The 14,378-nt window shown below is 51.6% G+C and carries 12 protein-coding genes; 10 read left to right on the plus strand and 2 right to left on the minus strand.

Annotation, left to right across the window (positions count from 1 at the left end; translation table 11 throughout):
* Positions 1 to 12: 12 nt before the first annotated feature.
* The 10 genes from LX98_RS19395 (at position 13) to LX98_RS19440 (ending at position 12,018) form a co-directional block, all read left to right on the plus strand.
* Complete coding sequence (locus LX98_RS19395; RefSeq protein ID WP_496430406.1) at positions 13 to 1,257, plus strand: Glu/Leu/Phe/Val dehydrogenase dimerization domain-containing protein; 1,245 nt, start codon at positions 13 to 15, stop codon at positions 1,255 to 1,257.
* A gap of 189 nt (positions 1,258 to 1,446) precedes the next feature.
* Positions 1,447 to 2,484 carry a glycosyltransferase gene (locus LX98_RS19400; protein WP_496430407.1) on the plus strand — a complete coding sequence of 346 codons (1,038 nt, stop codon included), beginning with the start codon at positions 1,447 to 1,449 and terminating at the stop codon, positions 2,482 to 2,484.
* Between the two features lie 17 nt (positions 2,485 to 2,501).
* Positions 2,502 to 3,566: a Gfo/Idh/MocA family oxidoreductase gene (locus LX98_RS19405; protein ID WP_496430408.1), complete on the plus strand. Its 1,065-nt coding sequence runs from the start codon at positions 2,502 to 2,504 to the stop codon at positions 3,564 to 3,566.
* 316 nt (positions 3,567 to 3,882) lie between these two features.
* A complete protein-coding gene (locus tag LX98_RS19410) occupies positions 3,883 to 4,890 on the plus strand; it encodes a glycosyltransferase family protein (RefSeq protein WP_496430409.1) in 1,008 nt (335 codons plus the stop codon).
* A complete protein-coding gene (locus LX98_RS19415; RefSeq protein WP_496430410.1) occupies positions 4,887 to 5,813 on the plus strand; it encodes a glycosyltransferase in 927 nt (308 codons plus the stop codon). The genes LX98_RS19410 and LX98_RS19415 overlap by 4 nt, the downstream gene beginning before the upstream one ends.
* A gap of 52 nt (positions 5,814 to 5,865) precedes the next feature.
* Positions 5,866 to 7,083, plus strand: a complete 1,218-nt coding sequence (locus LX98_RS19420) for a glycosyltransferase (protein WP_496430411.1) — start codon at positions 5,866 to 5,868, stop codon at positions 7,081 to 7,083.
* The gene (locus LX98_RS19425; RefSeq protein WP_496430412.1) at positions 7,080 to 8,447 is read left to right on the plus strand and encodes a cytochrome P450; all 1,368 of its coding nucleotides are present in this window, start codon (positions 7,080 to 7,082) and stop codon (positions 8,445 to 8,447) included. Before LX98_RS19420 ends, LX98_RS19425 begins: the two co-directional genes overlap by 4 nt.
* Complete coding sequence (locus LX98_RS19430; protein WP_496430413.1) at positions 8,447 to 9,421, plus strand: glycosyltransferase; 975 nt, start codon at positions 8,447 to 8,449, stop codon at positions 9,419 to 9,421. The genes LX98_RS19425 and LX98_RS19430 overlap by 1 nt, the downstream gene beginning before the upstream one ends.
* 126 nt (positions 9,422 to 9,547) lie before the next feature.
* On the plus strand, positions 9,548 to 10,546 hold the full coding sequence (locus LX98_RS19435) for an SGNH/GDSL hydrolase family protein (RefSeq protein ID WP_496430414.1): 999 nt from the start codon (positions 9,548 to 9,550) through the stop codon (positions 10,544 to 10,546).
* Complete coding sequence (locus tag LX98_RS19440; RefSeq protein WP_496430415.1) at positions 10,543 to 12,018, plus strand: oligosaccharide flippase family protein; 1,476 nt, start codon at positions 10,543 to 10,545, stop codon at positions 12,016 to 12,018. The genes LX98_RS19435 and LX98_RS19440 overlap by 4 nt, the downstream gene beginning before the upstream one ends.
* A 219-nt stretch (positions 12,019 to 12,237) precedes the next feature.
* On the opposite strand, the gene LX98_RS19445 is transcribed toward LX98_RS19440, so the two are convergent.
* Both LX98_RS19445 and LX98_RS19450 read right to left on the minus strand, forming a co-directional pair.
* On the minus strand, positions 12,238 to 13,347 hold the full coding sequence (locus LX98_RS19445; protein WP_496430416.1) for a glycosyltransferase: 1,110 nt from the start codon (positions 13,345 to 13,347) through the stop codon (positions 12,238 to 12,240).
* Positions 13,348 to 13,352: 5 nt separating this feature from the next.
* A complete protein-coding gene (locus tag LX98_RS19450; RefSeq protein ID WP_496430417.1) occupies positions 13,353 to 14,321 on the minus strand; it encodes a glycosyltransferase in 969 nt (322 codons plus the stop codon).
* Positions 14,322 to 14,378 lie beyond the last annotated feature (57 nt).

The raw sequence follows: 14,378 nt of genomic DNA on the forward strand, positions 1-14,378 counted from the left end.
AAGGGATTCTCGATGGCCTCTTTACTCAGGGTAGCTGACTGCGTGGATGTGCATCGAGAGTTGAGGGATGACAACCAACTTGTCTGCACGGTTGCCCGAGGTTCCGAAGTCATGGGGTTCGTCGTCGTTGACTCGACCGTATGTGGCATCTCGCGAGGGGGACTTCGCATGTCTACCAATGTGAGCGAAGCAGAAGTGCGTGGTCTGGCTCGTACCATGACACTCAAGTGCGGATTCTTAAGACAACCGCAAGGTGGCGCGAAGGCAGGCGTGCGTTTCAACCCGGAGGCTCCGCTCGCAGAACGCCGGCAGCACCTGGAAGCGTTTGGGCGAGCGATTGCTCCGCTTCTGATCAACCGCATCTTTATTCCAGGCCCTGATATGGGTACGAATGACACAGACATCCGCGGGATGCTCGATGCGGTTGGAGTGAAGCTCAAGTGGCGGGAATTGCGCGACACGCAATCGGGTCAGTACACGGCGGCGACCGTGTTCATCAGTGCTAAACGGGCGATCCAGCATTTGGGCTTGACGCTCCCTCGCTGTACGGTAGCCATTGAAGGCTTCGGCAAGGTGGGGAGTGCCTTGGCCAGCCTGTTGGACGAAGCCCATGTCAAGGTGGTGGCAATCTCCACCGAGAGGGGAGCGATTACGAACCCGCATGGTCTGAATGTGAAGCAGCTCAACCATTTCGCCGACCGGCACGGCAGCCGCGTGGTGGATTATTATGCCGATGCCGAACGTATTTCCTGCGCTGAATTGTTTGAGTTGCCCGTGGATCTGCTCTGCCCTTGTGCGACTCATCATAGTCTTCATGCTGACAACGCTCCTCGAGTGCTCGCCCGCCTTATCTGCCCCGGAGCCAACAATCCAGTGACGGCCGAAGCCGAGAAAATTCTGTTTGAACGGGGACTGGTGTATCTTCCCGATTTCGTCGCCAATTGTGGCGGGATCCTCGGTAGTACGATGGCCTTCGCCTCGATGAAAAGGGAGCAGATCGTCTCGACCATGGAACGTTATCTCGGCGATCGAGTCGCCTGGTTGATGAAGGAGGCGAGGCTCCGGAAGGTATCGCCGCGGGAAATTGCCGAACCGTTTGCGAGACAACGATTTGAGGAGATTCAACGAACCGCTGCCCACCCGTCGCTGCGCGGAAAGCTCGTCGCCGCCGGGGTAGAGCTCTATACTCGGGGTTGGGTCCCTGGTGCTCTTGTGGCGGCTCTGGCGCAACCATACTTTGCAAAGAGGTTGGCTTGAATGGCGGGTGGATCTTGACGGTGTGCTAAGGAAATGCGGTCCTCCGTTGGTGGTCTCCAATACTCACCGTCTGTCTGCGCGTGCCCGACACGGAGGTACTTTTTGACACTTCCATTATTAAGAATACTTATGTAGACAGGCGAAGGGGATCATTCGGGCTCAGAACGGTTTTGGGTGGCATCCTTAATAATGGCTCATGAAAAAAAGGCGAAGGTGAATAAAGTGAACGAACAACAAGTTCCTACACGTGATATGGACCAGGGAAAGACTCCGCGTCTTTCCGTCATTCTGGCAACTCCAGCGGGGTATGGCACCATCCGAAAAACCGTTTCGCATCTTCTCATTCAAACCGCCCGCTCGTCATTGGAATTAGTGATCGTGGCGCCTTCGAAAATGCTGTTGGACCTGGAGCTGGATCAATTGAATGAGTTTGCCTGTTATCAGGTGGTCGAGATCAAGAAATTTCAGTCCATTGGACAGGCAAATGCTGCGGGAATTCGTCAAGCGGCAGCCCCGATTGTGGCTTTGGCTGAGGACCATTGTTTCCCTGATCCGCAATGGGCGGAGAACCTTATTTCCGCGCATCAGGGGCCCTGGGCTGCCGTGGGACCCGGCGTCAGAAATGCCAATCCCAATACTGCCGTGAGTTGGGCGGATCTGTTTATTGGCTACGGTCCCTGGCTGACACCTGCTCCTTCCAGGGAGGCGGAATTTTTGCCGGGGCATAATACTAGTTACAAACGAGAGATTTTGCTGGGCTATGGAAATCAACTGGATGCCATGATGGAGGCCGAAACAGTCCTCCACTGGGATCTTCGTGGAAAAGGGCATCGATTGTATATGGAGTCGACAGCGAGGGTCGCCCATACAAATTTTTCTCTATGGTCCTCCTGGGTGCCAGCCCAGTTCTATAACGGCCGTCTCTTCGCCGGAGCCAGAGCCCGGCAAAAGCCTCTGCCATGGCGCTTCATGTTTGCTATTGGGTCGCCTCTTATTCCAATTGTCCGGCTGTGGCGCATTTGGACGGGACTCCCTTCTCAGGACTTAAAAATTCAATTTCTGTCCTGTCTGCCTGCCTTGATAATGGGTTTGGCGATTGATGGCATGGGCCAAATGGTTGGCTATGCGTTAGGGACAGGGAATGCCCTGGACAGGGTAGCCAGATATGAGGTTAATCGGTTCAAACACATTCGAGAGCAGGATCGTTTGGAAATTCTGGGGTTTTAAAACAGTGTGGAGGGTGTATGAAATCCGATGAAAAGCTGCCAGTCAGAATAGGAATGGTCGGTTGTGGGCGGGCCACGACGGTGCTTCACCTGCCGGCATTACAATTTGTGCCTGGTGCAAAGGTGGTGGCGTTAGCCGATCCCAATCCAGAGGCACTTCACCGCGCCTCCCATCAACTCGCGGCAGAACAGTGTGTGTCTGACTATCGAGCCTTACTTGAGAACCCGACAATTGAGGCGATCGCCATTTGTGCCCCGGTGCAGTTTCATGTTGAGATCGCCCTGGCAGCATTGGATGCTGGCAAGCACCTCTTTATCGAGAAGCCACTGAGCTTAACCCTTGAGGAATGTGATCGACTTATTGATCGGGCTGCAGGGTTACCTCTTCAAATCATGTTGGGCTTTAACACTCGTTGGCATCGGTTAACCCGACAGGCCAGGACTTTGTTTCAGCAAGGTGCTGTTGGGCCCCTTGAAGTTGTTCGCAGCAATCTGTTGACGAATTACAATAAAGATCTCCCCGAGTGGAGAAAGAGACGACTCTCAGGCGGGGGGGTTCTGTTTGAGATGGCGATGCATCATTTCGATCTCTGGAATTATGTATTAGATGAAGAGGTGGAGGAAATCAGTGCACACAGTCGGTCGGGAACCTGGGAGGATGAATCGGCGACGGTTTCGGCTCGCTTGGGTTGCGGCGCACTTGCTTCGGCGACATTTTCCGAATGTGCAACTCAAACTAACAGTATGGAGATTTATGGACGAGATGGATCGCTAGGGATTGATTTTTATCGCTTTGATGGCTTGCAAACTTCCACCACATTCGAAAACTCGGGAAATATCCAAGCACGAATCAGAGGTTTGAGGGAATTTGTCAAAGAATTCCCCGAAGCCATCGCCACGAATCGGCAGGGCGGAGAATGGCGTCGGTCTTACATAGAAGAATGGCGACATTTTATCGGCTCAGTCCGTGCGGGTGGCGGGATTGAATGCGGTTTAAAAGATGGACGACGTGCCTTGGCTGTTGCCCTGGCCGCGTTGGAGTCTGCAGCCACGGGAAAAGCGGTTAGCGTTGCAAAGAGATAACGAGGGATGGATGTTCGAAGGCCTGGTCAGTTTGACAAGCTGGGTCATCGCCTACTGCTAGGATTGTTCACGAATTTGGTGGCACCTTGTTTCAAAGAAATTCTCGCGTATGCCCTTAGATCCGGTCACGCAACCTGGCAGCCAGTTCCTTTCGAAATTCTGACAACATCCGGGATACGTCGTAGGCCTTTACCGCATGCGTGAGGCGTGTTTTCTCATCCTCCGTAAGTTATAGAAGAGATGCTTTAATGAACAACCATGCCACGTGCTAATCTTCATCTCGTGGCCATCCCGTTGCGAACTGAGAATTATCCAGATGATTGCTTCGAAACAACCGGTCGGCCAGAAACTTGGCATCACGTTCTGCTATCGGGGTTTTGCTGCGAGATATGGGACTCCCCCTCGTGTAGTGGTTTCCATTCTTGAAAAGGCCGGGCATCAGGTAAGGCAGATCAAAGATGGGCCATTGGATCTTGCACCCGATAGTGTCCTTTGGGTCTGGGGAAATACGAATTGGTATCCTGGACTCTTTGCGCAACTCACAGCCATCAATCAAGCGCAAAGGCCTCTGGTTATACTCTGGCACACGGAACCTCTCCCGCCTCCGAGCGCGGCTGGTTTGCCATGGCCGCGATTGAACTGGTGGGAGACGGCAAAGCTCATCCTTCGCAGTTCCGAAGCGACGGATGTCTACACGAATTATCTTGTATTGCGTCGTTGGGTGAGGAATGGACTTCCGGATATCCTTGTGGCTGCTACATTAGGACGCAGGGATTTTCTTTCTGAGCGAGGCATAGAGGCCGATTGGGTTCCACTAGGATACGAGCCTTCATGTGGGCAGGACTTGGACCTGCCCAGGGATATCGACGTGCTGTTCCTTGGAGCCCAGGATGTCCCCCGCCGGAATCGTCTCTTGGAGCGCCTGCGGAAAAGCGGAATTCGGATACATGTAGTGGGTAGTTATACGAATCAGGGATGTTGGGGAAAGGATAGGACTGAATTACTGAATCGGACGAAAATACTTCTCAACCTGTCAAGAACACCTGGAGAGTTTCCGGATCTCCGCTTGATCCTGGGGATGGCAAACAAGGCGCTGGTTGTATCCGAACCGATATACCGCCCAGACCCTTTTGTGCCCGATCAGCATTTTATCAGCGCCTCGATAGATGAGATGCCTGAAATGATTCGTCACTACTTGGCTCATGATGAGATGCGTGCTTCAATCAGCGAACGGGCTCATGGACTGATCACTCGGGTGGTGACAATGGAACGATCGGTAAGCCGAATCGTTGAGCTCATTTCCAATGCCACCGAGCATTCATGAAGACGTCTGTACCTATCTTTTCTATCGTGATTCCTACCTACAATAGACCGAAGCAACTTGCTGCCTGCTTACAGGCCTGTGGACGGCTTGACTATCCACATGACCGGTTCGAGATCATTATCGTGGATGATGGGAGCCCGGATCCCGTCGAAGTGCACAAGAAGGGTGGGTCCATTCTTCCGAAAATTACCTGTCTGCGTCAATTTAATGCCGGTCCGGGTTCGGCTCGCAATATGGGGGCGCAGCATGCACGGGGAGACATTCTGGCTTTTACGGACGATGACTGCGCACCGACCAAACAGTGGTTAAGGGAACTTGCCCAATCCTTCAATGATGTTCCAACAGGGCTTGTCGGCGGGCGGACTGTTAATGGACTGGTCGACAATATTTTTTCGATCGCTAGCCAAATAATTATCGATGAGGCCTATGCATATTTCCTCGGTAGGGATAGTGGCCTCGGGTTTTTCGCGTCGAACAATATGGCGGTTTCTAGGAAGCTCTTTCAGGAAAGCGGAGGGTTCGATTCATCCTTCCGTACTTCAGAAGATCGAGATTTTTGTGACCGGTGGACACGGCAAGGACACCCCCTTGTGTATACTACTAGGGCCATTGTCCATCACTATCACCAACTCAACCTGACGGCATTCTGTCGACAACACTTTTCCTATGGGCGTGGTGCATATCAGTTTCATCGCACGCGAGCACGATGCGCTCCTAGTCTTTTGAAGCCTGATCCACGGTTCTATGCTTCGGTATTCCGCCGTGCGCTTTCAGGAAAGAAGCCACTCCACATGACCGGGTTGATGATCCTGTGGCAGATGGCGAATCTGGCAGGATTTTTATGGCAAGCGACTCACCCATTTCCCCTGTCCTCTCAAAACATTCGCCATGAAAAGATTGGCTCAAATAGAGGATGCTCCTAGAGAAGCCGGAAACTCCAAGGGACCACGGAAATAATCGTCAATGCGCTTTTGTATGGTCACCACATTTTATCCGCCCTACCATTTCGGGGGGGACGCCATTTTTGTCCAGGCCCTCGCTCGTGCATTGGTCTTGGAAGGGCATGATGTCGAAGTGGTGCATTGCGAAGATGCCTATCGCCTGAGTGGCAAGGAACCGGCGGCTGTGGAGGCTGAGGACGACCGGGTTGTGGTGCATCGTCTACGCAACCCCTTCGGGATGCTGTCTCCGCTGATTACCCAGCAGACAGGCGGGCCGGGGGTCAAAGCCACACAACTTCGGATGCTTCTCCGGCGTGAGTTTGACGTCGTGAATTTTCACAACATCTCATTGATCGGGGGACCCGGTGTGCTCCAAATGAGTCGAGCGCCCGTGACGCTGTATACCTTGCACGAACACTGGCTGCTCTGTCCGATGCACATCTTCTGGAAGAATGGTCAACGAGCATGCGATAGTCCACAGTGTATCCGCTGCTGCATACGTTCGGGAGTTCCCCCTCAATTATGGCGATACACCCGTCTCATTGAGCGAAGTTTGGCCAAGGTTGATGCCCTTCTCGCGCCGAGTACATACACGGCAGAACGGCATAAATCTCTCGGACAGACTCCACCCATACATGTCTTGCCGACCTTCTCCAGGTTAGATCCGAAACTGGACGGCAATGCTATCTCTCAAGACCAAAAATATTTTTTATACGTGGGCCGGGTCACGGCCTCGAAAGGCATTGCCATCCTTTTGAAAGAATTTGTGGGGCTCAGCGAATATGACCTTGTGGTTGTTGGAGGGGGGGACTTATTGCTCACGCTCCAACGGCAATATGCCCAGCACCGTCACATTCAGTTCCTAGGCCCTCTTTCCCAAGAACAACTCGGGCCTTGGTATCAAAGGGCAATGGCCCTGGTTCTCCCCTCGCTCGCTCCGGAGGTGTTCCCATTAACCATCCTGGAAGCCTTTGCCCATGGCACGCCGGCCATCGTCCATCATGCTGGTGGGAGTCGTGAAGCCGTTGATAAGACAGGCGGGGGAGTGGTGTATCACTCCCCTGAAGAGTTGCATGACGCCCTTACTTTGCTGGGAAAGGACGTCCAGCTTCGTAGGACTCTCGGACAACGGGCGCGTGTAGGGTATGAACAATGTTATTCCCGAAAAAGGTATATGAAACGCTACCTGCAACTCATCCAAGAGATAGGCAAGGAAAAAAGATTTAATTTGGCAGGAAGCACCAATTTATGAGCAACGACAAATCACCAAAGGAACCTTCCGGCCCCAGGGGGTATCCTATTATCGGCCATATCCCTGGGTTTCTTCGGGATAGACTCGGGTTTCTCTCACGCTGCGCGGCTGAATATGGGGATGTGGTGAAACTTAAAATCGGAGGGACCACGTTCCTGCTAAACAATCCTGAAGACATTAAATATGTGCTGGTAACAAATTCCGACAATTTTGATAAAGGGCCACGCCTTACCAGTCCAAAAGGCAAGCGGTTATCCGGCGAAGGGTTGCTGACCAGTCTGGGATCCGTCCACCTCAGACAACGGCGGATGATGCAGCCCGTATTTTACCGGACCTCCATTAAAGCCTTCCCCGAGACAATTACCCATGGAGTCGAAAAGAGGCTTGCCCGATGGAAATGCGGGACCGAATTGAATATCGGAGATGAGATGATGGCCCTAGCTCAACACAATATTATAAAGACCGTCTTTGGTCCAGAGTTTGAGGATGGTTCCGGCGAGTTGGCCAGAGCCATAACCACGAGGAAAAAGTATGTTGAACATGTGCACTTTTCACTGCTCCCGTTTTCCGAATACCTTCCCCTAAAGTTCAGGCGTGAATACCAGCTGGCGATGAAGGGAATCGATGATATCATTAACCGGGAAATTCACATGCGGCGTGATGCCGCTGTGCCATTTCACGATATGTTATCCCTTCTCATACAGGCCAAATATGATGATGGGACCGGGATGACTGACAAGCAAATCCGTGACGAATTTTTAACCCTCTTTAGTGCAGGCTATGAAACTATCGGGGAAGCTCTAACCTGGACCTGGTATCTTCTCTCGCAGCATCCGGAAGTGGAAGCCAGACTCCACGAGGAACTTCGCGAAGTGCTAGGCGGTCGTGTCCCAGGTGCTGATGATTTGTCTAAGCTTCGTTATACCGGAATGATCTTAGCTGAGTCGATGCGTCTGTATCCCCCAACGTGGATTTTCATCCGCATGGCTCGACAAGATGCTGTCCTTCCAAGCGGCTTCACCATTCCTGCCGGTTCAAAGCTGTATCTCTGTCAGTATGTCATGCATCGGAATGCCCGGTATTGGCCAAATCCGGAACGCTTTGACCCGGAACGTTTCGCCGAGTCAGCAAAGAAAGGACGACCCCAATTCGCGTATTTTCCGTTCGGAGGAGGTGTCCGCGTCTGTATTGGGGAAGTCTTCGCCAAAATGGAATGCATTTTGGCTTTGGCATCTATCGCTCAGCGGTTCACTCTCACGTTAGTACCTGGGCAGACGGTTGTGCCGAAGCCTCACATGACTTTGCGTCCACGAAACGGGATCATGATGCGGATACACATGAGGAATTTGCATGAGGGAGCGTGATGCTTGAGGTAGTCCCGTTGATATCGATCGTGATTCCTACCCGGCACCGCCCCGATTTAGTGGTGCGAGCCGTACGAAGTGCGTTGGGCCAGACCCACGAAGCTTTGGAGGTGATTGTTGTCGTAGACGGTCCCGATGACCTAACGGTAGAGGCACTTGGTGAAATAAAGGATTCTCGATTACGAGTTAAAGTTTTGCCCCACACTCATGGCTCTGCGGAAGCTCGCAATAAGGGTGTCAAGGAAGCACGAGGTCGATGGGTAGCGTTCCTTGATGATGACGATGAATGGATGTCCCACAAGCTTCTCAGCCAGCTTCGAGTAGCGCAACAGTCCCCGCACCGATATCCGATTATCGGATGTCGTCTGATAGTGCGTCACGAAATGGGGGATTTGTTATGGCCGACCAGACTCCCTAAGCCGAATGAGCCTATGAGCGAATACCTGTTTTGCCGGACGAAAATTTTCGGAGGGGAAGGAAACTTACAAACTTCCACCATATTTACCGCGAGAGCCCTTTTGAAGATGGTTCCATTTAGAAAGGAAAGTCAGAGACATGACGATATTGATTGGGTTCTCCGAGCGACCAGGCGACATGATGTTGGTGTCCAATTTGTCCCCGGTTCTTCCCCACTAGCCATTTGGCATAAGGATGATAACCGCAGCACGGTCAGTAGCAAGACGAATTGGCGTTTTTCACTTGCCTGGATTAACCAGAATAAGGATCTGGTTACCAAGAGGGCCTACGCGTCGTTCCTCACGACCTGGCTGAGTGCAAATGCCGTGAAAGAAGGAAATCGAAAGGAGTCGTTGTTGCTTCTTCGACATGCCTACCAGCATGGAAAACTGTCTGTGCTGGATGTCGTATTGTTTTGGGGAATCTGGCTCATACCTCAAAAATTGCGGGCTAGGATTGTTACTCTATTTTCAGGCAAACGTGCGTTCATTCCAGGCCTGCCTCCTGACAAGGCATGAATGCCAAGATGCACGTTTACTCAAGCCAGAATTAATGTGATTGGCATGATTAAGGAACAACGCAAAAATACAGAATGCCCAGATCTATACTCCGCAACGGTTGGTCTAGGTAAGAAAGAAGCATCGATGCCAAAAAGATTGAAAAAAGCTCTTTTGTATGCTGGTTACCTACTCCTCGTGACCGTACCCCTCTTGGAAATTGGGGTCAGGATCTGGGGATATTCGGAGCACCATATTCATGATCCGATCTATACCTCATTTGAACCGAGCGAGGACATTTCCTACATACATAAACCTAATCTTATGCAGGCCAGAGCCCGAGGTCTTGTTTTCATTAACACGGATAGCCTGGGTTTGCGTTCGAAAGTCTCTGGAATGGTCTATGGCCCCAAACAACCACAGGAATATCGTATTGCAATCGTGGGTGATTCCGTCACATTTGGGGAGGGTGTTCCCAAAACTGAGGAAACGTTCACCGAAGTTCTGGAACATATGCTGAATCAACACCAGAATCTCTTGAACGTGAAAGTGTTTAATTTCGGTGTTTCGGCGTATAGCGTTAAAGAGATGACCGCCATGCTACAACACCGTATAGTGAATATTCAGCCGGATCTGGTTGTTATGGCTATCATTCCGCCTGATCTGAATCTTGACCGGACTCCCACCATTGACTCAGCTGGTTACCTGGTTGGTCAAAAAATCGCAAGTCTTCTTGATTCTTCGGTTGGAGAGGCCTTAAGAGGAATCCGTCTTCTGTATGTGCTCCGGGATATAGGGTCACGGTGGGTTTCTCAACCTCAATACCTTGACCCACTGCTTTCACGCGGCGAGATTCCCGATTCCTACCGTTACATTCAACAATTCAATGGGACAGCAAATCAATATGGTCTTTCCTCATTGATTGCGCTCCTTCCACGAATGGAGGAAAACGCCTGGGGTCCTCTTCCTGACAGACTGATACAAGACGGTATCAGGTATCTTGATTTATCCTACCTAGGTAAGGAATTTACCACTGAAGAATATATGGCAAGTCGATTTGACCGGCATCCTTCTCCTGCGGTTCATCGTCGAATCGGGGAAGCATTAGCCCAGTATGTGGAACATCAACCAGAGTTTCCCCAGTGAGTCCCTTGTCGTCCCAACCAGGCCGTCATCTTGTTGATGGGACAGTCCGAGTCTTTCTCGCCGGGCTCCTGTTTCCCCTTACAGGCCTCATTACCGCCGGGTTCCTCACCCGACGACTCGGAACCGATGGCTATGGCTTATTGGTCCTCTCTGCGACGTTGTTTGGATGGGTGGAGCTCGGGATCAACTCATTTTTTGCTCGTCCGGCGATTAAGTTTATTGGGGAAGCCAAAAACTGGTTTCCAGTTGGTAGCACCCTCATCCGGTTGCAATTCGTAGCAGGGGTTGGCGGAGGGGTGTTACTAGGACTGCTCTCATTTCCTCTTGCCTGGCTCCTCGACGAACCGTTGCTTGCGCCATATCTCGCCCTCTATGCCCTCCACATCCCAATCAGTAGCCTGACTCAAGCCCACCAGAGCATCCTCGTGGGAATTGGTAGTTTTCGGCAGAAAGCCGTGACCAATGCCTACCGTTGGATTGCCAGGCTGCTGTTGATTCTGTTCCTGGTTGAAATGGGCCTGTCTGTTTCTGGCGCTATACTTGGAAGCCTTGGGGCGGCCCTGGTCGAACTCACTATCACCCGTCGATATGTCAGGCCTCCCTTCTTTGGCAAAATTGTCATTCCCATCCGCCCATTTTATGACTTCGGTATCCTCCTGTGTATCTCATCCATCTTGTTCCTTCTTTTTTCTAGCATGGGCTTGGTTATGCTGAAAATTCTTGGCGGAACCCTGGAGCAGGCAGGAGTCTATGGTGCGGCCCAGAATTTGTCGATCATTCCCGGTCTGTTTGGGGCATCTTTTTCCCCGCTGTTGCTCTCGACGGTGAGCCGTCTCCTATTTGAGGGAAAAACTGATCAGGCAAAAAGCATGGGATTTGGTGCGATGAGAATGGTTGTGGGTTTATTCCCGTTTGGAGCCCTCATTGCGGGCGCTGCTCCTGAGATTGTCACATTGGTGTTTGGTCAGTCTTTCAAGCTTGCTGGTCCAATCCTGGGGGTGTTGATTATGGGAGCCATCGCGTTTGTGATGGTCTCAATAGCCGTGGTCATTGCGACGGCTTCAGGTGCTCCACTATTCACCTTATATTTAAGTATCCCGCTGGTCTTCCTCGTGGTGATCGGGAATTTGGTGATGATTCCTAGGTTCGATGCCCTGGGCGCTGCCATGGTGACAGCCCTGTGTCAGGGAATTGGTGCCTTGGCATCTGTGTTTGCGATCTACCGGCTTTGGGCGATTTCCCCGCCCATTGGTACGTTGTGGCGTAGCGTCGTCATCAGCGTATTAGCCTATACGCTGGCAGTGATGTGGCCAACCGCTGGTCTTTTGCTTGTATTTAAAATTGGGTCTATCGGAGTGGTAATTATTCTGGCATATCTGGTCTTGTGGGAATTTAGTTACGACGAAATTGCACTCGCACGTTCGTTTTTCACACGAAGAACGGTAACTATCGAACAACGGAAGGAAAGATAAGTTCGGTTTAAAGGGTAATCGAGGTATGGTGAACTCTTCATTGGGTTAATTGGCAGTGCATGCGAATAGGGACCCTTTAACCTTTCGCCGTGTTGTTGGTTTCGGCTGGCATGGGCTCAGCAGGGGGTAAAGAGATGGGCAAACAAACTCTAACATGAAGATTGAAATCTTAAGTGAGAAAACATTGTCAATGTGTCCTGTCCCAATTTTATAGGTTCTTCACCTCGGACCTCGGATTACCTCCGTGAGGAAATTTTTCAGCTTTTCTCTATGGCGGTCGGGAGAAAATTGTCGGCTTAATTCCTCTGAGGACACTTCGGCGGCAAGCAGATCAGCCTGCGACGAACTTAAGAAGGCAACCCATTCTTCAGCACTATCCATGATTGTCAGGCCAGGTCCAGATGGGCATTCGAGGCCGCGTACTGCCAGGGTAGTCGCGAGAACTGGCATTCGATTGTATAGACTCTCCGCAAGCTTGATGTTCACACCGGCACCTTCGTGAATGGGACAAATCATGATATCCACCTGTTCCCATACCTCCCTAAGATTTTGGACAAAGCCATGGGAAATAACTCTGCCACGAGTGGGTATCTGGTCACTCTGTCGCCCAAAGATGTGAACCGTGATAGGGCGGCCCACCTTGGGAAGTACCTTATCCATTAGCCACTTCCAACTTTGCCGATTGGGCCACCATGCGAAATCGGCAAGGAATCCAAGCCGTAGATGGCCGTTAGGCTTGGGCTGACGGGCTATAGGAGAATTGGTAAACATCGGCGGAAGATGAAGAGCTCGTAGTCCAGGGACCTGGTTGCAACCCCAAGCCATTTCAGTTGTCGAAAGAAATATAACTCCATTGGCCCGACGGAGCCCCTCGATCTCATAACGACGTTGCTTGATAATTTCTCGTTTGAGGACATGTGAAAGGAATGGGTAGTTGGCCAGTTTTTGAGTCAGCACCTGGTGCTCCAGATTATGCGCGATGAGTACTGTGGGGATTTCCGGCGGAAATTCCTTGACGGCCCATAACATGTCACCGCCGTTGATCAACACCGCATCGAAATGTTGGGACCGCGCAATTTTGCGAATTCTCAGCTTAAACTCGGGCTGACGTGTAAACAATGTCAATGCTGGAAGTTCAGAAATGTAGGATTGAGCCAACGATATTACTTGGCGCGAACGATACCATGGGCCTGGAGGCGGGTGAAGAGGAGCTACCAAATTGACCACGTGGCTACTCCCCAGCGCGGCAAGGAGTCCGCGAGTGTAGGTTCCTGCACCACCCGGGTGCGAAGCCGGATCAACCAGCGAAGCAATGAAAAGCTTGGCCATAGTGGTCAGCGATATTTCGTTTTGTCTACTCGCTGGTGCCGGAATGCTAACAGCATGCCATTGATCTCGAGGAAATGTATCCAAAACGTGAGTGCCACTGCGACTGGATAGTCCGTTAGACGCAGACCGTATTGTTGGCCGACTCGAAAACAAGTCCCCAAGCTCTCAATGACTCTGCCTATGAAAAATAAAGGAATTGAACCCTGTCCTAGCCGTAGGAGCCAACTGTATCGCAATCCGGGATCGAGCTGACGGATACGGATAGTGGCCCAGCCGATATGGCAACGAATATCGCGCTCCATTGACCAGCCCTCGAAGTCGTGTATCACAGTCATGGCTGGCTGAAAGAGAAAACGGCCGCCGTCCCGCATGATAGCTGCAGATTGTAGCTGCGCTGCGTAAGGTCCTTCATTTTCCGGGAGGGGGAACCGTTCGTAAACCTTTCGGAGAAAACCAGAGTTGTTATTCGAAATGAAGCGGGTTGGGCCTTCTTTTCCCGGGTCGAGAAAGCCGCGGGATAAGACTGAGAGGCATCGTTCGGTGGCGGTTTTGCCTTCATACATGGTGCGGCCGCTCACTGCAACATAATGGGGGTGGGACCGAAATGTGGTAATTAGTGACTTGAGCCACCCGGGAACCGGAATGCAGTCTGCATCCAAGAGAGCTATAATTTTACCCTGAGCTGCCTGGGCGCCGGCGTTCTTTTGCTCGTAGGTAGCATCTTTGGGCACTCCGATCACCTTTAAGCCAGGTAGCTCGGCCAGCAAGTCGGTTGGAAGTTTTCGTGCACGCTCTTCCGTTTCAACGAGCAGAAACTCAACGGGTTCGTCCACTTCCTGTGCCGCCAGTGCTTGGAGGCAACTGCGGAGATCCGCGAGTTCTGCATGGCGATCTGTGTCATGGTCGGCCACAATCAGCACGCTCACTACAGGCTCGGAATTGTGGCCAGTTCCAGAGCGCTTTTTATCAATCATGGGTACACCTCCAGTTGCTTTATTTTACAAGAGATCGAAATTTAAATGCTTTCCCTG

The sequence above is a fragment of the Nitrospira marina genome (genome assembly GCF_059568365.1).